The organism is Nocardia sp. NPDC004068, from assembly GCF_042874315.1.
In the GTDB taxonomy this organism is placed as follows: domain Bacteria; phylum Actinomycetota; class Actinomycetes; order Mycobacteriales; family Mycobacteriaceae; genus Nocardia.
Genome location: NZ_JBIAMW010000015.1, coordinates 146,691 through 167,191, shown reverse-complemented (window position 1 = coordinate 167,191; position 20,501 = coordinate 146,691). Strand labels below are relative to the sequence as shown.

Genomic DNA, 20,501 nt, shown 5'->3' with positions numbered 1-20,501 from the left:
GCCTCGACTCCTCCGACACGATGATCCCTTCCGCTGAGACAAACCGCCCCAGCTTCTCCGATCACCATCCGACCCACAAGATCTCAGACAGTCCCTCCAAATAAAGAGTGCGGCTGGGTTGCCCCGACCAGTGGGCGTGCGCATTTGGGCGGCTGGGTTGGTCAGAGTTGCTGGGCGGCGGTGTGGTCGTGGGTGGGGATTATGCGAATGTGGGGGCGGGCGAGGTGGAGGCGGTGGAGGGTTTGGTAGGTGGCGTCTCGGTTGTGGTCGGCGAAATAGCCTGGGTAGGCGGATTTTTGGCGGATGTCGTCGATTTGGAGGTGGTGCCAGGCGGCGTCGCCGGCGAGGAGGATCCAGCCGGTGGGGGTGTGGGCGAGGATGCCTATGCTGCCGGGGGTGTGGCCGGCCAGGTCGACGAGGGTGACGCTGGCGTCGCCGAACAGGTCGTGGCTGCGGGGGAAGGTGAGGACGGGTGGGCCGTCGAGGTCGTAGCGGATCAGGGGGCGGTCGCGTAGGGAGTCGCGGACGCCGCCGACGGGGGCGACGGGGCCGGACATGACCCAGTCGTGTTCGGGGCGGTGCAGGTGGACCGGGAGATTCGGCAGGTCGAGCAGGCCGCACACGTGATCCCAGTGGGCGTGGGTGGGGAGCGCGAAATCCGGGACGATCGATCCCAGCGCGTCGATCGTGGGGATCGTGTCGGCGGGTGGGCGCACGGCGACGCGCAGCACCGCGGGGAGTTGGGCGATGGCACGGTGCTCGGCGTCGCGGCAGACGGCCGGGTCGACGACGAACGTGGCCTCGGGATGCCGAATCACGAACGAGGTCAACGCGTTCGCGATGCGCGGCGGCCGGAAGCGGCCCTCCACCACCGCGGCCGTCGGCACCCACCGCGGGGTCTGCGGGAGCGCGGTCACCGTCACCGTCGCCGAGACGGCGGGCAGACCGGCGTTGGTGATGGACCGCAGCAACCGCTCGTCGGGTCGCCGCGGCCGCGCCATGCCGGATACGAAACCCACTGCGGCCCCGCAACATTCGAGCAGCGAAGGACGGCGCACCGGATCGGACATGAATCCTCCTGTTCTCCACCGGCAACCTGGACCGTCGCCGGGAACCGTGGCACCGTAATACTTCAGGTCGACATGAAGTAAAGAGGTGGACCATGACCGAAGCGTTCAAGATCGGCGACGCCGCCGCGGAACTCGGCATCGAGGCGCACGTGCTGCGACACTGGGAATCGGTGGGCCTGCTCACTCCCGCGCGCACCCCGTCCGGGCACCGCGCCTACGACCGCGACACCCTCGATCGCGCCCGGCTCGTCCGGACCCTTCAGCGCGCCGGGATGTCGCTGCCCGAGATCCGCGACCTGTCCCGCGCCGACCCACCCGACCGCCTCGCGCTGGTCGCCGCCAAACGCGCCGAACTGCACACCCGGCTCACCCTGCTGCGAGCCACCGATCGCTTCCTCGCGCACGTCCTGGAATGCCGTCACCCGGTCATCGCCGACTGCCCGGACTGCGCGACCTTCGCCGGTCGCCGGAATTAAGTTGAGAAGAGGCTCAATTTAGCGCTACGCTCCAAAGTCGAGATACCACTCAACTTTGGAGAGCATATGTCCGACAACAAGACCGCGGTAGTGATCGGCGTCGGCCCGGGCCTCGGCATGTCCATGGCCCACCGCCTCGGCCGCGAGGGTTTCCGCGTGGCGCTCGTCTCCCGCAACGCCGCGCGGCACGAGAGGTACCTCGCCGAACTCGCCGCCGCGGGGATCGAGGCCACCGCCCACGCCGCCGACGTCACCGACGCCGACGCATTCGACCGGGTGCTGGCGCGGGTCGGCGAGGTCGACTTCGCCTACTACGGTCCCGGACCCACCGATACCGTCATCGTCCCGATCGCCGAAATCGACGTTCCCACAGCGCAATCCGCGTTCACCTGGGTCTGGCCCGCCGTTCGACTCGCCCACGCCGTGCTGCCCGGGATGACGCGTCGCGGCCGCGGCGGCTTCCTGATCGCCGGGGGGCTGTCCAGCGTGCGGCCCATGCCCATGCTCGGGCAGCTGGCCCTGGCCGCCGCGGCCCTGCGCAATTACGCCCTGACCCTGCACGCCGCCCTCGCCGACCAGGGCGTCTACGCGGGCACGCTCACCATCGGCGGCTTGGTCGAACGCGGCGACATCCATGCGATGGTCACCGCCGACACCGCCAAAGCCGCTGCCGCGCAAGGGCATACGCTCGATCCGGATCACATCGCCGACGCGGCCTGGGAGCTGTACCGCGCCCGCGACCACGCCGAACAGGTCTTCGACGCGCTGTAGGACTCAGCGTTTGGTGGTTCGCAAACCGTCCATGGCGACGGCCAGCAGGCGGTCCGCCGCCTCGCGCCCCGCGGATTCGCACGACGCCCCGATGCCGTGGCCCAGCCGCAAGATGTCGCGCGGTTCGACATCGGACCGCACGACGCCCGCCTCCTGGGCCGGTTTGAGCACGGCCGCGGCGGCCTCGCCGACCAGCGACGAGCAGAGCTGGAACGTGGGGGAGCCGTGATCGATGGCGGCCTTGAGGGTGAGCGCGAGACCGCGCTGGTGCCAGACGAAGTCGATCTGGGCGTGCATCCACTGCTCCAAAGCCTCATCGGGCGGGCACGTTTCGACCAACTCGTAGGCGCGCTGGGCGAGCCCCTCCACGGCCGAGCGGTACACCGCCTCCATCAGCGCCTCCCGATTGGGGAAGTGCCGGTACAGCGTGCCCGCGCCCACGCCCGCGCGGCGCGCGATGTCGTCCAGCGGCGCCTCCGGACCGTGTTCGGAGAAGGCTTCCCGCGCGACCGCCACGATGCGCTCGTAGTTGCGCCGGGCGTCGGCGCGCATGGGTCGCTGCGTCGGCGATGCGTCCACTGCTCCTCCACTGGAAACGGATGAACTCTCCGCTTAGTCTTGCGCAACCGGAGGTCTTCTCCATATGCTAACTCCATCGGAAACGGAGACTGTCTCCGTTTGATTCCTCGACCGCTGGAGCCCCCTTTGACCACCACCACGCTCAGTGCCCCGCCCCGCGCGGACACCGGCTCACCCCGGGTCCGCCCGGGAATCGCGCTGGTCACGCTGCTGACCTGCCAGCTCATGATCATCCTCGACGTCACCGTCATGAACGTGGCGCTGCCGCGCATCCGCGCCGATCTCGACTTCAGCCCCACCGGACTGTCCTGGGTCATGGACGCCTACACCCTGGTGTTCGGCGGACTGCTGCTGCTCGGGGGTCGCGCCGGGGACCTGTTCGGCCGCAAACGGCTGTTCCTCGCCGGAACGGTCGTGTTCACTGTCGCCTCCCTCGCGGGCGGCCTGGCGCCGACGGCCGGGTGGCTGATCGCGGCCCGGGTGGCGCAGGGGATCGGCGGCGCGATGGCCGCGCCCAACACCCTCGCCCTGCTGACCACGACATTCACCGAACCCAAGGCGAGAATCCGGGTGCTCGCGCTGTTCTCGGGCATGTCCAGCGCCGGATTCGCGGTCGGCCTGCTGCTCGGCGGGCTGCTCACCGAATGGCTGAGCTGGCGGTCGGTGCTGTTCATCAACGTGCCCTTCGGGCTGGTCGTCGTCGCGCTGGCACTGCGCTATCTGCCCGACGCGCCGCGCCGGCCTGCGGCGCTGGACCTGCCGGGCGCGGTGACGGCCACAGCGAGCGTGGGCGCGCTGGTCTACGGCTTCATCAGCGCGGCGACCGACGGCTGGGGCAATCTCACCACCGCGCTGTCGCTGAGCGCCGGGGTCGTATTGCTGCTGGCGTTCCTGGTGGTGGAGCGGCGGGCCGCCGCGCCGCTGCTGCCGCTGCACCTGTTCGCCGACCGGTCCCGCGCCGCCGCCTACGCCAATATGTTCCTCGGGCCGATGGCCGGGATGTCGATGTTCTTCTTCCTGACCCAGTACCTGCAAGAGGTGCGTGGAATGAGCGCGCTCGCAACGGGTTTCGCGTTCCTGCCCACGGCCGTGCTCATGTTCGCCATCATCCGTCTCATTCCCCGTCTGCTGCCGCGCTTCGGCCCCAAACCGCTCACGGTGATCGGCACCCTCGCGATGCTGGCCGGACTGCTGCTGTTGACCCGGCTGACGACCGACAGCGGCTACTTCCCGCTCCTGCTGGCCGCGATGGTGTTGATGGGCTGCGGGATCGGGTTGGCGTTCTCCCCGCTGAACGTGATCATCATGGCCACCGTGCCGCCGGCCGAGGCCGGTGCCGCCGGGGGCGCGCTGCAAACCCTGCAGCAGACCGGCGGGGCGCTGGGGCTGGCCATCCTGGTGACGGTCTTCGGCACCGCCGCCCGCTCGGCCTCCGGTTCACCCGCCCAGGTGCTGGTCAGCGGAACCACGGCGGCCTTCGCCGCCGCGGCGGTGATCGCGGTTCTCACCTTCCTGGTCGCGCTCACCTTCCCGAAGGTGCGGCAGCCGAACTGACTGGGGCGCAGCGGGTTCCGACGCGCAGGTGCACCGGAACCCGCTCCCGCCGAGGCGGTCCGTCCGAATCAGCCCGAGCGCAACCCTGTCCGAGACCCATCCCCGAACCCTAGGATCCGCCCATGACCGCCCGTCTGCCGCTCATCGACATCTCCCGATTCCGCGGTCCGGATCGGGCCGAGTTCCTCGCCGAACTCCGCGTGGCCGCGCACGAGATCGGATTCTTCTACGTCGTCGGCCACGGTGTGCCGAAGTCGTTGACCGACGGCGTCTTCGAGGTGGCCCGGGAGTTCTTCGCGCTGCCGCTGGCGCAGCGGCGTGAGATCGACAATGTGCGCTCGCCGCAGTTCCGGGGCTACACGGTCACCGGCAACGAGTACACCGGCGGTGCGCCGGATCGCCGCGAGCAGATCGATATCGGCCCCGAGCGCGCGGCCCTCGAGCTCGGCCCCGACGATCCGCCCTGGTTGCGTCTGATCGGGCCGAACCAGTGGCCCGCGGCGCTGCCGCGATTGCGGGAGATCACCCTCGCCTGGCAGGCCGAGGCGCTGCGGGTGAGCCGAGAGGTGTTGCGGGCCTTGGCCGCCGCGCTCGGGCAGGACGAGGGGTACTTCGACCGGTGGTTCGACGAGGAGGCGTCGGCCCACGTGAAGATCATCCACTACCCGGGCCGCGCGGCGGGGGAGTCGGATCAGGGCGTGGGCGCGCACAAGGACTACGGGTATCTCGCGCTGCTGCAACAGGACGAGGTCGGCGGCTTGCAGGTGCAGGGGCCGGACGGGTGGATCGACGCCGTGCCGGTGCCCGGCAGCTTCGTGTTCAATATCGGCGAGATGCTCGAAATCGCCACGGGCGGTTACCTTCTCGCGACCCGGCATCGGGTGGTGAGCCCGCCCGCCGGGGTGGACCGGTACTCGGTGCCGTTCTTCCTGGGCCCGCGCCTGGACGCGGTGGTCGAACCGCTCACGCTGCCACCGGAATTGGCGGCGCGCGCCCGCGGGGTCAGCGACGAGGCCGACAATCCGCTGCACGCCCGGTACGGCGAGAACGCGCTGCGCGGCTGGCTGCGGTCGCATCCGGAGGTGGCGCGGCGCTGGTGGTCGGCTTCCCTCCCCTCGTGATCGGCGGCTGATACCGTCGCGGGGGATTGTCCGGCGGGATCGGGGCCAGCGTGCGCGGTGAACAGTTGAACGACGGTCTGTCGATGGTGGCCGTGGGGTCCGGGCCGCCGCTGGTGGTGCTGCCCGGTCTGGGGCAGGGCGCCGATCTGTCGGTGCGGGTGCCGCGCGTGGCCGCCTGGTCCAACAGCGCGCTCGCCACGGGACTGAAGCGCCGGATCCATCTCATCCATCGTCCCGTCGCCCCGCCCGCAGATATGACCGTCGCCGATCTGGCCGGGTGGCATGCCACCGCGCTGGCCGAACGGTTCGGCGAACCGGTGGATGTCATGGCCGTCTCCGGCGGCGGCATCACCGCCCTGCAACTGGCCCTCGACCACCCGGAAACCGTTCGCCGCCTTGCCCTCTGCGTCACCGCGAGCACCGTCAGCGAGCACGGCAAGCGCGAACTCCGCCACATCATCGAGCGCGAGGGCCTGGGCCGATCCGCCGCCCGCAGCGGCAGCCGCCTCATCGCCGACGGGCCCCTCCGACTGCTGACCCTGGTCAACTTCCTCACCCGCCGCAGCCATCCCCGCGCCCCCGGCGAAGCCGCCCTCGTCTACGCGGTACAGGACTGGGACGTCACCGACCGCCTCCCCGAGATCACCATCCCCACCCTCCTGATCGGCGGCTCCCGCGACACGATCTTCCCCCCGGAGCTGGTGCGCCGCACCGCCTCCGCCCTCCCCGATGCCCGCCTACTCCTCCTGCGCGGCCGAAGCCACACCTCGGCCCTGTTCGACCCACGCACGAAGTCGGCCATCGCGGCCTTTCTGGATCAGCGGGTGTAAGGGGCCATTCGCGCGCGGAACTCCGCTGAGCCGGGTGTCCGGGGCCATTCGCGCGGGAATTCCGCTCAGCCGGGTATGCATGGCCGCTCGTGCGGGGACTCCGCTCAGCGGGGTGTGCGGGGCCGCTCGCGCGGGGAACTCCGCACAGCCGGGTACGAGGGACCGCTCGCGCGCGGAACTCGGTATCAGCCGGGTGCGAGGGGCCGCTCGTGCGCGGAACTCCGCTGAGTCGGATGCGAGGGAGCCATTCGCGCGCGGAACTCTGCTCAGCCGGGGGTGAGGGGCAACTCGCGCGGGGAGCTCGGTATCAGCCCGGTGCGGGGCCCGTCGCCCCCAGAGGCCCCGGTCACCTGGTGCGCCGCCAGTGCGTCGACGGCAGAGGCGTTCCCGCGCGAGGGCCAGGCCTTGGCGCTTCCTACGCCAAGGGCGTCGGCGGCACCCGCGCGGACGTCAGCAAGACCACGCTCCACTCGCGCGGAATTCCACATCAGCCGGTGCGAGGGGCCACTAGCGCGGAACTCGGCGTCAGCCGGGTGTGAGGGGCCATTCGCGCGCGGAGCTCGGCGTCAGCCGGGTGAGGGGCTACTCGCGCGGGGAACTTCGCATAAGCCGAGTGTGAAGGCTACTCGCGCGGAACTCCGAATCGGCCGAATGTGAGGGCTACTCGCGCGGAACTCCGCATCAACCCGGCTGTGCAAACTCACTTGCGCGCGTAACTCCGCAACACGAAATCGTCGCGCCCGTTGCCCGAGCGCCGGTTGCCGATCGTGTACGTCATCATGAACCGATCGGCCGGGATCACGGGTGCGTGCGCGTCGCCCGGGTATTCGGACTGCACCTCGGTCACCGCGATGACCGTTGCGACATCCAGTGCGGCGCTGAAGGTTTCGGCGCCGCCGAGCACCCAGACCTCCTGGGGGTCGGTGAGGGCGAGGGCCTCGTCCAGGGAGCCGGCGCGTTCGGCGCCGTCGGCGAACCAGTCGGGGTCGTGGGTGAGGACGATCTTGCGGTTGTGCGGGAGGGGGCCGAACAGCTCGGGCAGCGCTGCCCAGGTCTTGCGGCCGATGACGAGGGCGGAGTCGGAGACGGTGTCCAGCACGTGTTGGCGGTACTCGGGCAGGTCCCAGGGGATGCGGCCGTCGGCGCCGAGGACGCCGTCGCGGGTCTGGGTCCAGATCAGTCCCACCGTGCGCTTGCTGGTTTCGATCCATTCCGAACTCATACGTCCAGCGTAATAGGTAGTTGCCGGTGCTAACTTTCTCGAGAGAACGCCGGGAATGCTGTCGTACCCGTCCGGCATAGTCCTTTCGTGTGGACGGAATGACGGCTCGAGCGGGCGGGGTGCGGGGATGACGCGACGCGGGTGGGTGCTGTTTCTCGCGATGGGGGTGATCTGGGGTGTGCCCTACGCCATGATCCGCGTCGCCGTGCGCGACCTCGATCCGGTGGTGGTCGCGGGCGGGCGGACCGCGATCGGGGCGCTGCTGCTGTTGCCGATCGCGCTGTCGGGCCGTTCGCTGGGTCCGGTGCTGCGGCGCTGGCCCTGGCTGCTGGCCTACACCCTCGTCGAGATCAGCGGGCCGTGGCTGCTGCTCGGGCACGCGGAGACTCGACTGAACAGTTCGACGGTCGGGCTGCTGGTGGCCGCGGCGCCGCTGGTGTCGATCGTCGTCGTCACCGCCGCGGGATTCGAGCCGTTCGACGCGCGGCGGCTGGTCGGCCTGCTCATCGGGTTGGGCGGGGTGGTCGCCCTGGTCGGGCTGGACCTCGATCTGTCGGACTTCGGGGCCTTGGCGGCGGTCGCGGTGACCGCGGTGGGTTACGCGGTCGGCCCGATCATCGTCAACCGCAAGCTCGCCGATCTCCCGCCTATGGGCGTGGTGACCGCCTCGCTGCTGGCCGCCGCCCTGATGTACGCGCCGTTCGTGGCATGGCGCTGGCCCGCCCGGATCACCGCGCCCGCGGCCTGGTCGGTGCTCGGCCTGGCCGTGCTGTGCACGGCGACGGCCTTCCTGCTGTTCTTCGCGTTGATCGGCGAGGTCGGCCCGGCCCGCGCCACCGTCATCACCTACCTCAACCCCGCCGTCGCCCTCGCCATCGGCGTGACCATGCTCGGCGAGCCGATCACCGCCGGAATGTCCCTCGGCTACCCCTTGGTCGTCCTCGGCTCCATCCTCGGAACCCTCCGCAGCCCAGCCGCACCCCTTGTTCGAATCCGCACCCCCTTCAGAGGTATGAAAAGGGTGCGGATCCCAACAAGGGGTGCGGCTGGGGGTGAGCCGGAGGTGGTGGACGACAGGGCGGGGTGATCCGGCTGGTTCGGGAGTGCGCGCGGGGGTACCCGGCAGCTGGTGTGTGCCTGTCCCACTGTGAAGGAGGACCCGCGATGACCCTGCCGTTCACCGAGATGTCCCCGCGCCGTTGGCAATTGCGCGACGAGCAGTTGACCGGGGCGGCCGAGGAACTGCTCCGGCACGACGAACGGGTGCGCGGGCTCGAGGTGAGCGTGGAATTCGATCGCGGGGTCGCGCATGTGACCGGGCGGGTCGACGAACCCCGCCAGCTGCTGACCGTGCGCGAACTGGTCGGCCGCCTCGCGGGCGTGCTCGCGGTGTGGGACCGGGTGCGGATCGACGGCACCGAACCCTGCGTCCTCGACGTCGGCTGCGGCGGCACCAAACAGTATCCGGGCAATATCGGCATCGATATGCGGCCCGCGCCCGGCGTCGACGTCGTCGCCGATCTGCAATACGGAATCCCGTTCGCCGACAACAGCTTCGATCGGGTATTCGCTGTCCATGTGCTGGAACATCTCGTCGATTTCCTGCCGCTGGTCGACGAATGCCATCGGGTGTTGCGTCCGGGCGGGGTGCTGCACGTGCTCTCCCCGTGGTGGCGATATGTGAACGCGGTGGCCGACCCCACCCATGTGCGGCTGCTGGACGTGCAGACCTTCAAGGGCATCTGCGCCCGCCCGGACAGCGATCGACGCTGGTATCCGCTGCACGCGAGCTGCGACGGCGCGAGCGTGTTCGCCGATCTGCAACCCCTGGAGCCGGACGCGGACGCCCCCTCGGACCGGCAATTGGCCCGCTTCTTCGATTAGCCGCGCACCGCTAGGAAATCGTCAAGACCCTCGCGAGGTCTTCCTCGCCGAAGCTACCGTCTGGAAAGTTGCCGAGTCAGTGCCGACGGGCGACGAAATCCCTTCGACAACAGACGGAGGCTCGCGCATGCGCACGGCACGCGATACCGTTGTCGCCGAACCGGATTCGGTTCCCCGACTCACCCCCGAACGACTGCCCACCCTGCCGCCGGGCGTGCGGCGGCCGCCCTTCCGCCCCGCCGAACTCGGCACCGGAATCGTGCACCTGGGTTGCGGCGCCTTCCACCGCGCCCACCAGGCGTTGATCACCCAGCACGCCATCGCCGCCACCGGGGACCGCCGCTGGGGCATCGCCGCAGTCGCCATGTCGCGGCCCGACATCGTGGAAACCCTTCGCGCACAAGGCAATCTGTACACCGTCCTGCTCCGCGAGGGCGACCGCGTCCGCGCCGAATCGGTCGGCGCGATCCGCGCGGCCGTGCACGCCCCCTCCGATCCGCTCGGCGTCGCCCGCCGCATCGCCGATCCCCGCGTGCACGTGGTCACCCTGACCGTCACCGCGAGCGGCTACTGCGTCTGCCCGGCCACCGGCCGCCTCGACGCGGACTGCGATCCGGTGGTCCACGATCTGCGCCGCCGCCACGAGCCGTACAGTCCGATCGGCATCCTCGTGGAGGGCCTGGCCGCGATCCGTCGCGGCGGCGGCCGCCCGCCGACCGTGCTCAGCTGCGACAATATGGCCGCCAACGGACACCGATTGCGCCGGGCCGCAATCGAATTCGCCGCCCTGCGCGACGACCGGCTCGCCGGCTGGATCGATCGCAACGTCCAATTCCCGTGCAGCGTCGTGGACCGTATCGTCCCCCCGGCCACCGCCGCCGACATCGCCGTGACCCGGACCTGTCTGGGCGGCCTCGAGGATCGCGCCCCCGTCTGCGCCGAACCGTACCTCGCCTGGACCATCGAGGACTTCGACGGTGAGCGGCCCGCCTGGGAACTCGGCGGCGCCGAATTCGTCACCGACGTCGCCGACCGGGAACGCGCGAAACTGCGGCTGCTCAACGGAACCCATCTGCTGCTGGCCTATCTCGGCGGCCTCGCCGGGCACGCCACGGTCGCCGACGCCTGCGCGGATCCGTCCCTCGGCGCGCTCGCCCACCGGTTCCTGTGCGCCGAACAGGGACCGACGGTCCGGCTGCCCGAAGCCGAAATCCGCCGTGCCGCGGACCGATTGCTGCGTCGTTTCCGCAATCGGTCCATTCGTCACGACCTGTCCCGCGTCGGCCGCGACGGCTCGGACAAACTCTTCCCCCAGATCGTCGCGCCCATGCTCGACAATATCGCCGCGGGCCGCCCCACCCCGATCGCCGCGCTGGTCATCGCCGCCTGGATCCACGGATTCGCCTCCGCCACAGCCCCACTGGATCACCGCGCCGCCGACCTGATCGAACTGGCCCACGTCCCGGATCCGCATCGCCGGGCGAGCGCGGTCCTGGCCCGAGGCGATATCTTCGGCGAGTCGCCGGATCACGCGCGGGTGCGCGCGGTCGGTGACGCGCTGGCCGAGCTGGCCCGCGACGACCTCACGACGGTCGTGCGCCGACGGCTCGGACCCGACTGGGAAGGGAGTGACCGATGAGCGCCGACGCACCCGTGCGGGCCGTGGTCTTCGACATGGACGGACTGCTACTGGATTCCGAACGGCTGGCCCTGGAATCGCTGACCCTGGCCGGGGCGGAACTCGGCTACGACATGCCGGTCGAGTTCTGCCACAGCCTGATCGGCATGCCCGCCGACCGCTGCCGGGAACTGACCGCCGCCGCGTTCGGCGCGGCCTTCCCCCTCGAGGACTACTTCGCCCGGCACGAGACCACGCTCGCGGGCCTGGTCACGGCGGGCCGCCTGCGCACCAAACCCGGTGTGCCCGAACTGCTGGACGCCCTCGACACGCGCTCGATCCCGCGCGCCATCGCCACCTCCTCCGGCCGCGAACGCACCCGGCATCACCTGACCGCCGCCGGCCTCGCCGACCGCTTCGACGCGGTGGTGACCCGCGCGGACGTCAGCCGCGGCAAACCGGATCCCGAGCCCTACCGCACCGCCGTCGCCGCGCTCGGCGCGGATCCGGAACTCACGGTCGCCGTGGAGGATTCGCCCAACGGCCTGCGCGCCGCCCACGCCGCGGGACTGCGCTGCCTGCACGTCCCCGATCTGGTCGCCCCCACCGACGAGACCCGCCGCCTGGCCCACCGCGCCTTCCCCGATCTGCACGCGGTGCTGGACTACCTCTCACCCCTGCTCGACGAGCCGTTTGACGGCCGCGAGATGGGCATCGTGCCAGGCGTTTCCGTCGAACAGGTCCAATAGCGGGCGCGGGACGCGGGATTCGACGTCCAGGGCGGTGACCATCGAACGCCGCAGCAGCTGCCGCCGGTCGTCGGTCTCGGTCACCGAGTAGATGACGGTCATGGTCGCGGTGAACCCGCCCAGATGCGCGGCCACGGGCGTGCGGGAGCTGATCACCCAGCGGGTCGGGCGGCGGCAGCTGTCGACCCGCCAGCGCACCGTGAGGGTATCGCGGTCGCAGGCGATGGTCTCGGTGAAATCGTCGTTGGCGGCGGCCGGTCCGATGGCGTCGCGCTCGACCTTCAGGCTGACCGGATGGGTGTGCGGCCACCGGTCGGGGTCGGTGACGGCGTCGAAGATCGCGGCGGGGGGAGCGGAGATCGCGAGCTGGGATCGAGTCTGGAAGATCCGGGGCATCGTCAACATCTCGCACGATTCGCCCGCGGGCGGCAACGGACGGGAACGGAAGTCTGCGGGCCGAGGTTGTGACATATCGGAGAAGCGCTGGTGACGCGGGCCGCGCGCGGCATACAGCGGAACCTAGGGGGATGAGCGCGGGCTAGGGGGAGGATTTGTCTCACATGTGAACATCGTCCAGGGCCACAACAAGTTTCACATCGCCCTCCTCGGCCTGGAATCCGGCGGGTATCTTGTCGAGCCCGACCCGCCGGGTGACCAGCGCTTCCAGCCAGTGCGGATCGGCCGCGGCGAGGGCCTCGACGGCCTGGTGGTAGTGGTCGTGGCTCGCGTTCACCGACCCCACCACGACCTCGTTGTCCAACACCATGGTCCGGTTCACCGCGCCCGCGTCCACGGTCAGCGTGCGTCCGCGCGGCGACACGCCCGTGAGACAGACGATGCCGGTCGGGCTGGTGTGCGCGATCATGTCGAACACCACCTGCCCGACGCCGGTGGCCTCGATGACGACGTCGGGGTCGAGCCGGTCGGCCACCTCGGCCGGATCGTCGTGGTGATAGGTCGCGCCCAGCCGGCGCACGAGGTCGGGTTTGATCCCGTCGGTGACGCGGTCGAGCACGTGCACGTCGAGCCCGCGCTGCGCGCCGATCATGGCCGCCAGCAGGCCGATCGGTCCCGCACCCGTGATCAGCGCGCGCTCCGGCGCGAAATAGCCGCGCTGCCCGATCCGGTCGATCTGGTCCCACGCCTTGGCCACGACGCTCGTCGGTTCGGTCAGCACGCCGGTGCGTTCCAGCTCCGGCGGCAGCCGCACCGCGTAATCGGTTTCCACACACCACAATTCGCTGCCGTAGCCGTCGACGTCCTTGATGCCGCGCTCGGTGTAGCGGCCGTTGCGGCACATGTCGAAGCGGCCGTGCGCGCACGCCGAGCACGGCACCGGATCCGGGCGGCGCACGATCCCGACGACCAGATCGCCCGCGGCGAATCCGCTGTCCGCGGGCGCGTGCTCGACCCGGCCCAGCGACTCGTGCCCGAGGACCAGATACTCGCGGCCCGCCGGGGCCCAGCCGTAGTCCCCGGCGGCGATCTCCCGGTCGGTGCCGCAGACGCCCAGCGCCAGCCCCCGCACCAGCAACTCACCGGGCCCGGGCCGCGGATCCTCGACCTCGCGGACGGCGAGCGAATCCGCCTTGCCCGGAACGATTGTCAACGCGCGCATGTCTCGGCCGCCTCCGGATTCGGTTGCTCACGGAAGCGTCCGCTTCCTCAGCCGGGTCGTTCCCGGGGACGAATGGACGCAAACCCCGGGGGTAGGCCGCGAGCAACGGCCCGGTCGAGGACAGGAGGCGAGCATGCGTGTCGTGGTGACGGGCGCGACCGGCAATGTCGGCAGCGCGGTGGTGTCGGCGCTGGCGCGGTAGCCGCGCGTCGAGTCGATTCTGGGGCTGGCCCGGCGCGAACCGGCCCGGCCCGCCGACAAGACCGAATGGGTCGCCGCCGACATTCGCTGGGACGACCTGACCGAACTGTTCCGCGGGGCCGGCGCGGTGATCCATCTGGCCTGGATGATCCAGCCGACGCGGCGGCCGCTGGACACCTGGCGCACCAATGTCCTGGGCAGCGCGCGGGTGTTCCGGGCGGTCGCCGACGCCGGGGTGCCGAACCTGGCGTACTCGTCCTCGGTGGGCGCGTACTCGCCGGTGCGCGACGACCGTCCCGTCGACGAGAGCTGGCCCACGCACGGCTGGCCCGCGGCCGCCTACACGCGGGAGAAGGCGTATGTCGAACGCCTGCTGGACGGCTTCGAACGCGCCCACCCCGACCGCCGCGTGGTGCGACTGCGGCCGGGCTTCATCTTCCAGCGCGCCGCGGCCAGCGCCCAACGCCGCCTGTTCCTGGGCCCGCTGCTGCCCAATCCGCTGGTCCGGCCCGGTGTGATACCCGTCGTTCCCGACGTGCCCGGGTTGCGGTTCGACGCCGTACACGCCGCGGACGTGGCCGAGGCGTTCCGGCTCGCGGTCACCGGCGACGCGCGCGGCGCGTTCAATATCGCCGCCGATCCCGTCGTGACCCCGCGGCGGCTGGGTGAGCTGCTGCACGCCCGGGTCGTGCCGGTGCCCGCGCGCGCCGCCCGCGCGGCCGTCGCGGCGGCGTGGCGATTGCGCCTGGTACCCGCCCCGCCCGAACTGTTCGACGCGTTCCTGCACCTGCCCCTGCTCGACAGTGCCCGCGCCCGAACCGAATTGGGCTGGACGCCGCGCTTCGACTCCCTCGACGCCCTCACCGCGCTGCTCGACGGCCTGCGCACCGGCGCGGGCGCGGACACCCCGCCGCTCGCGGCGACCGCCGGCGGACCGCTGCGCATCGACGAATTCCGTTCCGGCGCAGGCGGTTCCGATATCACCGATCGCCGCCGCGGCGTACCGCCCAGCGACGGCACCGAATACGTTCCCGGCCTCGCCTCCGGCGCACCCGTCTGAGGACCCGTCGGGCGGCGAAACCGTTTGCCCCCGCCCGCCCCGGGTAGGGCGACGAGGGGGCGGTCTCAGCCCGGCCGCCCGTTCCGACCAGGAGGTACGAAATGGCACATCGCATCGACAGCACCGCCGACGTCGTCGAATTCCTGCTCGAACAGCACAACCGGATCAAGCAGTTGTTCGCCGAGACCGCCGACGCGCCCACGTCCGAGGAGCGGGAGCGGAAGTTCTACGAGCTGCGTCGCCTGCTGGCCGTGCACGAGACCGCCGAGGAGGAGATCGTGCACCCGCGTGCCCGCAAGGTCATCGACCACGGCTCCGACATCGTCGACGCCCGGCTCGCGGAGGAGAACAAGGCCAAGCGCGCCCTCGCCGAGCTCGAGAAGATCGACGTGAACTCCCCGGAATTCACCGTCGCCCTCGCGAAACTGCGCGACGACGTGATCGACCACGCCGGGCACGAGGAGAGCGAGGAGTTCCAGCAGCTGCGCGCCCAGCTCGATCACGAGGATCTGGAGCGGATGCGCGGCATCGTCGAATTCGCCGAGAAGACCGCGCCCACCCGCCCGCACCCGGGCGTGGAATCGCCCGCGGCAAACATGCTCGCCGGGCCGTTCGCGGCCATGCTCGACCGCACGCGCGATCTGATCGCCAAACCGCGCGGCTGACAACGGATTTCGGTACGGAGGTCATCATGTCGATCCGGGAAACCGTCCGGGACGGATTCCAGCGGCTGAAGGCGAATCTCGCCGGGCCGTCCGGTCGCCGCTCCGACGTCGGCGACGAACACGGTTCGGTCACCGCGGAACCGCGGGGGAAACAGGAGCCGGGCGAACCGGAGTCCTCGCCGCGCGGCATCGGCGGAATGGACTTCTAAAGTCCTTGCGGGGAGCGCGGTCTCGGCCGCTGCCGCCGCGACTTGTCGCGGTACATGGCCTTGTCCACGGTGTGCATGAGGTCGTCGACCGCCTCGGGCCGTCGCGGCACCAGCGTGGTCCCGGCCGACGCGCCCACCGAGATCGCTTGCCCCGCAATGGTGATCGGCTCGGTGAGCGCGGACAGCAGCCGCGCCGACAGATCCACCAGCCGATCCTCGTCGGCGCAGTGCTCGACCAGCACGATGAACTCGTCGCCGCCCAGCCGCGCCACCAGGCCGTCGCCGCCGGCGGCCGCGCGCAGCCGGGCGGCGACCACCGCGAGCACCTGATCGCCGACGGTGTGGCCGTAGTCGTCGTTGACCTCCTTGAACCCGTCCAGGTCCAGGTAGCACAGGCCGATCGGCGGGGTGGCGTGCGCGAGCCGGTCGAAGAACAGCATCCGGTTGGCCAGCCCGGTGAGATTGTCGTGATGCGCGTCGTGCCAGAGCCGATCGGCCAGCGCCTTGCGTTCGGTCACGTCGACCGCGACCCCGATCAGGAAACGCATCCGGCCCTCGGCGTCGTGCACCGCCGACATCGACAGGTCGATGGTGGTGTGGCTGCCGTCGGGGCGGGTGATCTCGGTTTCCATCCGGAACCGGTCGTTGACCCCGAGCAGCAACTGCTGGAACTCCCCGAACGCGGGCCCGAGATTGCCCACGCCGAGGATGTCGACGACCGTGCGCCCGGGAATCCGCTCGGCGGGAACGCCGAGCATGTCGGCGAAGGCGGCGTTCACCTCGAGCACGGTTCCGGTGCGCACGTCGATGGTCCCGATGCCGACCGAGGCCCCGTCGAAGATCGCCTCGAACCGGGCCTCCGACAGTTGCCGCTGCTTCTCCGCCTCGCGCACGGCGGCCAGGGCGGCGGTGAGCGTCGACTCCTGTTCGGACAGCGCCGCGGTGCGCAGCGCGGCGGTGAATCCGGCGGCGAATTCGGCCGCGAGGGTGATCGCGCGCTCGCGCACCCGCTCCCGATCGGCTCCGGACGGGCAGCTCGCCGCGACCAGATCCCGGCAGATGAACGCCACCGACCGGCTGACCGCGGCCTCGTCGCGATAGTTGACGGCCACCAGCGTCGACGCGGCCAGCCGGGCCGTCTCGACGCCGTCGTCGGCGGTCAGCGCCGCGAGAAGTTCGGCCGCGAGCCCGGCGAGCACGGACTCGATCTGGGTGCGGGTGAGGGTCGGCGCCACGATGCCGTCGAGCGCGTCGGCCCAGCGCGCCGCCAGCTCCTTCGCACTCGACATCGGTCCCTCCGCCTCCTCGGTGGCCCCGGCTCAGACTCTTCGTCCGACGCCCGCCAAACCCAATGAGCGGCCGGGTGTTTCGTGTAGGTCGCGCTCGGACTCCGGATGCCACAGCGGCAGCTCGACCACGCCGGGCTCCACCAGTTCCCAGCCGTCGAACATGGCGGTGATGGCCGCGCGATCGCGGAACCGGATGCCGACGCGGGTCACATTGGCCGAGTTCGCGCCGAGTTTGGCCGCGTCCTCGGGCCGCTGCGCGGAGGTCAGGTGCGAGATGGCCACGTACGAGCCGACGGGCAGGGCCGCGCGCAGGGCCGCGACCATCGCCGCGGGTCGCTCGTCGTCCTGGAGCAGATGCAGCACCGCGACCAGCAGCAGCCCGACCGGCTGGGAGAAGTCGATGAGCCCGGTGTCCCCGGCGAGGGTCAGCAGTTCGTCCGGTCGGCGCAGATCGGCTTGGATGGCCCCGGCGCGATCGTTGCCGCGCAGGATCGTCCGCGCGTGCGTCACGGCCACCGGGTCGATATCGGCGTAGAGCACCCGGATGTCGGGGTCGAGCGCCTGGGCGACCTCGTGGACGTTGCCCGCGGTCGGAATGCCCGAACCGACGTCGAGGAACTGCCGGATGCCCGCGGCGGCCAGATACCGGACCGCGCGGCGCAGGAACGCTCGGTTGCTCAGCGCCAGCCGCGGCAGGTCCGGAACCAGCTTCCGTCCCATCGCGGCGGCCTGGCGGTCGATCTCGAAATTGTGCGAACCGCCCAGCAAGGCGTCGTACATCCGCGCCGGGCTCGCCTGTGTCATATCCACGCCCTCGGGCGCCCACGCCGGCCTGTCCACTCGAAACCCCTCTGATGTTGCTGTACCCGAGCATCCTAGTCGCGCCGCGGACGGCCGGGAGCGGCGACGCGTCGGCGCCCTGGCCATTAGCTTGCTAGGATGCTAGCATCGGCCGCGTGGGCGACGAGGAAGTGAAGCAGTTCAACGTCTACCTGCCGATCGGACTGATCAAGCGGGTCAAACATCACGCCATCGAGCACGGCACCTCGCTGTCGGCGCTGGTCGCCGACGCGTTGCGCGCGTATCTGGACGCCCACGAATGACCGAGCCGACAGTTGGAGGATCACCATGAGCACCGAGGGCTTCGAGGCCGTCTTCGTCGAAACGCACAATTGGGGAAAGTCGGCCCGGTTCTTCCAGGCCCTGGGCTTCGAACCGGAATTCACCACCGACCACAACTCGGGCCTGTTCCGCAACGGCGACGGCCCGTACCTGTTCATCGCGGAGGTGCCCCCGAGCGAGCCGACGCGGGTGCAGATCGCGTTGAAGGTGGCCGATGCGCAAGCGTTTTCGGTCGACGGGGACGTCGAGGTGATGCAGCCGTTCACCGAAACCCATTACGGCACCCAGGAGATGGTCGTCCGCGACCCCGACGGGAACGTCTGGAACCTGCAAGCGCCGGGGAAGCAGCCGTGACACCCGACAACACCGCCGTCCGCACCGCCCTGTGGCGGGCCCTGCACCTGCTCGTCGACGCGCCGCCGCCCGTGCTGCGCGACGAGATCGGCCTCGCGCTGGCCGCGCCCGATCCGGACTGGCGGCGGCGGCCCGATATGGACCCGGAGGGGACGCGCCGCACCCGCGCGAGCATCGTGGGCCGGGCGCGCTTCCTCGACGATCTCGTCGCCGAGCGGGCGGCCGCCGGGGTGGACCAGTACGTCGTGCTGGGCGCCGGGCTCGACACCTTCGTCCAGCGCAATCCCGAGATCGCCGCGCGGACAACGGTATTCGAGATCGATCAGCCGGAGACCCAGCAATGGAAGCGGCGGCGGCTCGTCGAACTGGGCTACGGCGTTCCGGATCGGCTGCGGCTCGTCCCGGTCGATTTCGAGGCCGACGACTCCTGGCGGGATCGGTTGCTGGACAACGGCTTCGATCCGCGACGCCCGGCCGTGGTGTCGTCCACCGGGGTCAGTATGTATCTCACCCGGACGGCGATTGCCGCCATGCTGCGCCAGATCGCCTCGCTCGCACCGGGTTCCACGCTCGCGATGACCTTCCTGCTCCCCATGGACCACCTCGATCCGGAACTGCGCCGGGAATTCGAACCGGCGGTGCGCGGGGCTCGTGCGGCGGGGACGCCCTTCATCAGCTTCTTCACCCCCGAGGAGATCGTGCGCCTCGCCCGCGAATCGGGCTTCCGCACGGCCGAGGTGGTCAGCGGAACGGATCTGGCCGATCGTTACTTCACCGGCCGCGCGGACGGTCTCGCGCCGCTCCGCGGCGAGGAGTTCCTGCTCGCGACCACCTAGCGGGCCGCGCCGCTTCTGGCTAGAGTCAGCTGAAGTCAGAAGGAGGATCGATGATGACGACGCGGCGGGCCTACGACGAGGTGCAGCGCACCTGGAGCGCTCAGCGCTGGGACGACTGGGCGGCCACCTGCGCCCCGGCCTACGAATTCGACACCGGCTCCGGCCTGCGCCTCGACCTGGCGGGCACCCTGGCCTGGAACCGCGCCTGGTTCACGGCCTTCCCGGACTACACCGAGGAGATCGTCGCGGTGCACGTCACCACCGACACCGCCGTCGCGGAACTGTCCGGGCGAGGCACCGCCACGGCCGAATTCGCCTTGGGCGGAAGGACTCTGCTGCCCGCGACCGGCCGCGCCTTCGAACTCGCCTACGCCAAGGTGCTGATCTTCGACGCCGACGGCAAGGTGGTGCGCGACCGGCAGTACCAGGACCGGCTCGGGCTGTACCGGCAGCTGGGCGTCGGTTAGACCAGATTGATCGAATCCAGCACGCGCGCACCGAGTTCCGCGTCCCCCGTCACCGCGACCGCGCACGCGCGCCACGGCGTCCGGCGCGTGCTCCACTGCGGGAACTCCGGGGCCAGCCCCGCGATGTGGGCGGCGGCGCCGGTGGCCTGACCGGGCCGCACCCGCAGGCGGCCGCCGCGGGGTTCGATGCGCCAGGTGCCGCCGCCCTGGCCGGTCAGGGTGAGGGCCACGGGGGCGTCGAGCCAGCTCAGGGCCTCGCGGTGCGAGCGGGCGAGCAGGGTGGTCAGCCAGATCAGGACCGTGCGCATGCGGTGCGGATCGGTCGGCGGGGGTTCGCGGTCCACGGCGGGAGCGATGTCGTGGCGCAGATGGATGTGCCAGTCCGCGACGAACATCGCGGGCGCGAGACGCAATGGGTACCAACCCAATTCGCCGAGGGGGAGGCGGATCAGGTCGGGTCCGGGGGCGGTCGCGACGCGGAGGGCGCGGCAGGCGCGTTCGCTCCAGCGGGCGTAGTCGTCGAGCAGGTGTTTGGTGCTGTGCGAGCGGGCCTCGTCGACCCACTGGTCGTTGAGGCGTTCCAGATCGCGGCTGGTCATGACCGCGGCGAGGGCCGGGGTGACCAGGGCGCGGGCCGCGGTCGTCAGGTGGAGGACGACGTCGCCGATCGACCAGCCGGTCGCGGCGCTGGGCGCCGCCCATTGCGCCGCGTCCAGGTCACGGCAGAAATCGAGCACCGCCCGGCGTTCCTCGCGCATCGCGAGCAGATGCGGCGAACTCATCGACCGGACGTTACCGGCTCGGGA

General features: G+C 70.8%; 24 protein-coding genes and 1 pseudogene. 17 read left to right on the top strand and 8 right to left on the bottom strand.

Annotation, left to right across the window (positions count from 1 at the left end):
• Positions 1–161 precede the first annotated feature (161 nt).
• The gene (locus ACFYTQ_RS31060) at positions 162–1,070 is read right to left on the bottom strand and encodes an MBL fold metallo-hydrolase (RefSeq protein WP_387368705.1); all 909 of its coding nucleotides are present in this window, start codon (positions 1,068–1,070) and stop codon (positions 162–164) included.
• A gap of 92 nt (positions 1,071–1,162) precedes the next feature.
• On the opposite strand from ACFYTQ_RS31060, the gene ACFYTQ_RS31055 reads away from it, so the two are divergent.
• Both ACFYTQ_RS31055 and ACFYTQ_RS31050 read left to right on the top strand, forming a co-directional pair.
• Entirely contained in the window at positions 1,163–1,546 is a 384-nt protein-coding gene (locus tag ACFYTQ_RS31055; protein ID WP_387368703.1) for a MerR family transcriptional regulator, read from the top strand.
• Between the two features lie 66 nt (positions 1,547–1,612).
• Positions 1,613–2,317, top strand: a complete 705-nt coding sequence (locus tag ACFYTQ_RS31050; RefSeq protein WP_387368701.1) for an SDR family NAD(P)-dependent oxidoreductase — start codon at positions 1,613–1,615, stop codon at positions 2,315–2,317.
• Between the two features lie 3 nt (positions 2,318–2,320).
• On the opposite strand, the gene ACFYTQ_RS31045 is transcribed toward ACFYTQ_RS31050, so the two are convergent.
• On the bottom strand, positions 2,321–2,896 hold the full coding sequence (locus tag ACFYTQ_RS31045; protein WP_387368699.1) for a TetR/AcrR family transcriptional regulator: 576 nt from the start codon (positions 2,894–2,896) through the stop codon (positions 2,321–2,323).
• Between the two features lie 126 nt (positions 2,897–3,022).
• On the opposite strand from ACFYTQ_RS31045, the gene ACFYTQ_RS31040 reads away from it, so the two are divergent.
• The 4 genes and pseudogenes from ACFYTQ_RS31040 to ACFYTQ_RS31025 form a co-directional block, all read left to right on the top strand.
• Complete coding sequence (locus tag ACFYTQ_RS31040; RefSeq protein WP_387368697.1) at positions 3,023–4,450, top strand: MFS transporter; 1,428 nt, start codon at positions 3,023–3,025, stop codon at positions 4,448–4,450.
• Between the two features lie 122 nt (positions 4,451–4,572).
• Positions 4,573–5,571 carry an isopenicillin N synthase family dioxygenase gene (locus ACFYTQ_RS31035; RefSeq protein WP_387368695.1) on the top strand — a complete coding sequence of 333 codons (999 nt, stop codon included), beginning with the start codon at positions 4,573–4,575 and terminating at the stop codon, positions 5,569–5,571.
• A gap of 65 nt (positions 5,572–5,636) precedes the next feature.
• Entirely contained in the window at positions 5,637–6,401 is a 765-nt protein-coding gene (locus ACFYTQ_RS31030; protein ID WP_387368693.1) for an alpha/beta fold hydrolase, read from the top strand.
• Positions 6,402–6,727: 326 nt separating this feature from the next.
• A pseudogene (locus tag ACFYTQ_RS31025) lies at positions 6,728–6,865 on the top strand (ketol-acid reductoisomerase); the annotation flags it as partial.
• 236 nt (positions 6,866–7,101) lie between these two features.
• Here ACFYTQ_RS31025 and ACFYTQ_RS31020 read toward each other — a convergent pair.
• Positions 7,102–7,623, bottom strand: a complete 522-nt coding sequence (locus tag ACFYTQ_RS31020; protein WP_387368691.1) for a dihydrofolate reductase — start codon at positions 7,621–7,623, stop codon at positions 7,102–7,104.
• A 127-nt stretch (positions 7,624–7,750) separates the two neighbouring features.
• Here ACFYTQ_RS31020 and ACFYTQ_RS31015 point away from each other — a divergent pair, with 127 nt between their 5' ends.
• The 4 genes from ACFYTQ_RS31015 to ACFYTQ_RS31000 all read left to right on the top strand — a co-directional run bounded on the left by ACFYTQ_RS31015 (position 7,751) and on the right by ACFYTQ_RS31000 (position 11,874).
• Positions 7,751–8,710, top strand: a complete 960-nt coding sequence (locus ACFYTQ_RS31015; RefSeq protein WP_387368689.1) for a DMT family transporter — start codon at positions 7,751–7,753, stop codon at positions 8,708–8,710.
• A gap of 77 nt (positions 8,711–8,787) precedes the next feature.
• Positions 8,788–9,507, top strand: a complete 720-nt coding sequence (locus ACFYTQ_RS31010) for a methyltransferase domain-containing protein (protein WP_387368687.1) — start codon at positions 8,788–8,790, stop codon at positions 9,505–9,507.
• Positions 9,508–9,634: 127 nt separating this feature from the next.
• Entirely contained in the window at positions 9,635–11,146 is a 1,512-nt protein-coding gene (locus ACFYTQ_RS31005; RefSeq protein WP_387368685.1) for a mannitol dehydrogenase family protein, read from the top strand.
• Positions 11,143–11,874, top strand: a complete 732-nt coding sequence (locus ACFYTQ_RS31000) for an HAD family hydrolase (RefSeq protein WP_387368683.1) — start codon at positions 11,143–11,145, stop codon at positions 11,872–11,874. The genes ACFYTQ_RS31005 and ACFYTQ_RS31000 overlap by 4 nt, the downstream gene beginning before the upstream one ends.
• Here ACFYTQ_RS31000 and ACFYTQ_RS30995 read toward each other — a convergent pair.
• Together ACFYTQ_RS30995 and ACFYTQ_RS30990 are read right to left on the bottom strand one after the other, a co-directional pair.
• Entirely contained in the window at positions 11,797–12,270 is a 474-nt protein-coding gene (locus ACFYTQ_RS30995) for an SRPBCC family protein (protein ID WP_387368682.1), read from the bottom strand. The two genes, ACFYTQ_RS31000 and ACFYTQ_RS30995, sit on opposite strands and share 78 nt — an antisense overlap.
• A gap of 160 nt (positions 12,271–12,430) precedes the next feature.
• Positions 12,431–13,492: a glucose 1-dehydrogenase gene (locus ACFYTQ_RS30990; protein WP_387368680.1), complete on the bottom strand. Its 1,062-nt coding sequence runs from the start codon at positions 13,490–13,492 to the stop codon at positions 12,431–12,433.
• Positions 13,493–13,709: 217 nt separating this feature from the next.
• Between ACFYTQ_RS30990 and ACFYTQ_RS30985 the strand changes: the two genes are divergently transcribed.
• The 3 genes from ACFYTQ_RS30985 (at position 13,710) to ACFYTQ_RS30975 (ending at position 15,627) form a co-directional block, all read left to right on the top strand.
• Positions 13,710–14,753 (top strand): NAD-dependent epimerase/dehydratase family protein, encoded by a 1,044-nt coding sequence (locus ACFYTQ_RS30985; protein WP_387368710.1) that lies wholly within the window; start codon positions 13,710–13,712, stop codon positions 14,751–14,753.
• Positions 14,754–14,854: 101 nt separating this feature from the next.
• The gene (locus ACFYTQ_RS30980) at positions 14,855–15,418 is read left to right on the top strand and encodes a hemerythrin domain-containing protein (protein ID WP_387368678.1); all 564 of its coding nucleotides are present in this window, start codon (positions 14,855–14,857) and stop codon (positions 15,416–15,418) included.
• 26 nt (positions 15,419–15,444) lie between these two features.
• Complete coding sequence (locus ACFYTQ_RS30975; protein WP_387368676.1) at positions 15,445–15,627, top strand: hypothetical protein; 183 nt, start codon at positions 15,445–15,447, stop codon at positions 15,625–15,627.
• On the opposite strand, the gene ACFYTQ_RS30970 is transcribed toward ACFYTQ_RS30975, so the two are convergent.
• The gene (locus tag ACFYTQ_RS30970; protein ID WP_387368674.1) at positions 15,624–16,916 is read right to left on the bottom strand and encodes a diguanylate cyclase domain-containing protein; all 1,293 of its coding nucleotides are present in this window, start codon (positions 16,914–16,916) and stop codon (positions 15,624–15,626) included. The genes ACFYTQ_RS30975 and ACFYTQ_RS30970 overlap by 4 nt on opposite strands.
• Positions 16,917–16,946: 30 nt before the next feature.
• The gene (locus ACFYTQ_RS30965) at positions 16,947–17,756 is read right to left on the bottom strand and encodes an SAM-dependent methyltransferase (RefSeq protein ID WP_387368672.1); all 810 of its coding nucleotides are present in this window, start codon (positions 17,754–17,756) and stop codon (positions 16,947–16,949) included.
• Between the two features lie 116 nt (positions 17,757–17,872).
• Between ACFYTQ_RS30965 and ACFYTQ_RS30960 the strand changes: the two genes are divergently transcribed.
• Genes ACFYTQ_RS30960 through ACFYTQ_RS30945 form a run of 4 tightly spaced genes read left to right on the top strand, consistent with a single transcriptional unit; the run spans position 17,873 to position 19,695 of the window.
• Positions 17,873–18,019 carry a ribbon-helix-helix domain-containing protein gene (locus tag ACFYTQ_RS30960; protein ID WP_387368670.1) on the top strand — a complete coding sequence of 49 codons (147 nt, stop codon included), beginning with the start codon at positions 17,873–17,875 and terminating at the stop codon, positions 18,017–18,019.
• A 25-nt stretch (positions 18,020–18,044) separates the two neighbouring features.
• Positions 18,045–18,392, top strand: coding sequence for a VOC family protein (locus ACFYTQ_RS30955; RefSeq protein ID WP_387368668.1), 348 nt, complete (start codon positions 18,045–18,047; stop codon positions 18,390–18,392).
• Entirely contained in the window at positions 18,389–19,228 is an 840-nt protein-coding gene (locus ACFYTQ_RS30950; protein WP_387368666.1) for a class I SAM-dependent methyltransferase, read from the top strand. The genes ACFYTQ_RS30955 and ACFYTQ_RS30950 overlap by 4 nt, the downstream gene beginning before the upstream one ends.
• Positions 19,229–19,278: 50 nt before the next feature.
• Entirely contained in the window at positions 19,279–19,695 is a 417-nt protein-coding gene (locus ACFYTQ_RS30945; RefSeq protein WP_387368664.1) for an ester cyclase, read from the top strand.
• Here ACFYTQ_RS30945 and ACFYTQ_RS30940 read toward each other — a convergent pair.
• A complete protein-coding gene (locus tag ACFYTQ_RS30940) occupies positions 19,692–20,477 on the bottom strand; it encodes a DinB family protein (RefSeq protein WP_387368662.1) in 786 nt (261 codons plus the stop codon). The genes ACFYTQ_RS30945 and ACFYTQ_RS30940 overlap by 4 nt on opposite strands.
• Positions 20,478–20,501: the final 24 nt, after the last annotated feature.

Coding starts and splice junctions, on each gene's coding strand:
- ACFYTQ_RS31015 (WP_387368689.1), top strand. CDS start 7,751: ATGACGCGACGCGGGTGGGTGCTGTTTCTCGCGATGGGGGTGATCTGG.
- ACFYTQ_RS30995 (WP_387368682.1), bottom strand. CDS start 12,270: ATGCCCCGGATCTTCCAGACTCGATCCCAGCTCGCGATCTCCGCTCCC.
- ACFYTQ_RS30990 (WP_387368680.1), bottom strand. CDS start 13,492: ATGCGCGCGTTGACAATCGTTCCGGGCAAGGCGGATTCGCTCGCCGTC.
- ACFYTQ_RS30980 (WP_387368678.1), top strand. CDS start 14,855: ATGGCACATCGCATCGACAGCACCGCCGACGTCGTCGAATTCCTGCTC.
- ACFYTQ_RS30970 (WP_387368674.1), bottom strand. CDS start 16,916: ATGTCGAGTGCGAAGGAGCTGGCGGCGCGCTGGGCCGACGCGCTCGAC.
- ACFYTQ_RS30975 (WP_387368676.1), top strand. CDS start 15,445: ATGTCGATCCGGGAAACCGTCCGGGACGGATTCCAGCGGCTGAAGGCG.
- ACFYTQ_RS31035 (WP_387368695.1), top strand. CDS start 4,573: ATGACCGCCCGTCTGCCGCTCATCGACATCTCCCGATTCCGCGGTCCG.
- ACFYTQ_RS31050 (WP_387368701.1), top strand. CDS start 1,613: ATGTCCGACAACAAGACCGCGGTAGTGATCGGCGTCGGCCCGGGCCTC.
- ACFYTQ_RS30955 (WP_387368668.1), top strand. CDS start 18,045: ATGAGCACCGAGGGCTTCGAGGCCGTCTTCGTCGAAACGCACAATTGG.
- ACFYTQ_RS31055 (WP_387368703.1), top strand. CDS start 1,163: ATGACCGAAGCGTTCAAGATCGGCGACGCCGCCGCGGAACTCGGCATC.
- ACFYTQ_RS30940 (WP_387368662.1), bottom strand. CDS start 20,477: ATGAGTTCGCCGCATCTGCTCGCGATGCGCGAGGAACGCCGGGCGGTG.
- ACFYTQ_RS31020 (WP_387368691.1), bottom strand. CDS start 7,623: ATGAGTTCGGAATGGATCGAAACCAGCAAGCGCACGGTGGGACTGATC.
- ACFYTQ_RS30945 (WP_387368664.1), top strand. CDS start 19,279: ATGATGACGACGCGGCGGGCCTACGACGAGGTGCAGCGCACCTGGAGC.
- ACFYTQ_RS31005 (WP_387368685.1), top strand. CDS start 9,635: ATGCGCACGGCACGCGATACCGTTGTCGCCGAACCGGATTCGGTTCCC.
- ACFYTQ_RS31000 (WP_387368683.1), top strand. CDS start 11,143: ATGAGCGCCGACGCACCCGTGCGGGCCGTGGTCTTCGACATGGACGGA.
- ACFYTQ_RS31060 (WP_387368705.1), bottom strand. CDS start 1,070: ATGTCCGATCCGGTGCGCCGTCCTTCGCTGCTCGAATGTTGCGGGGCC.
- ACFYTQ_RS31010 (WP_387368687.1), top strand. CDS start 8,788: ATGACCCTGCCGTTCACCGAGATGTCCCCGCGCCGTTGGCAATTGCGC.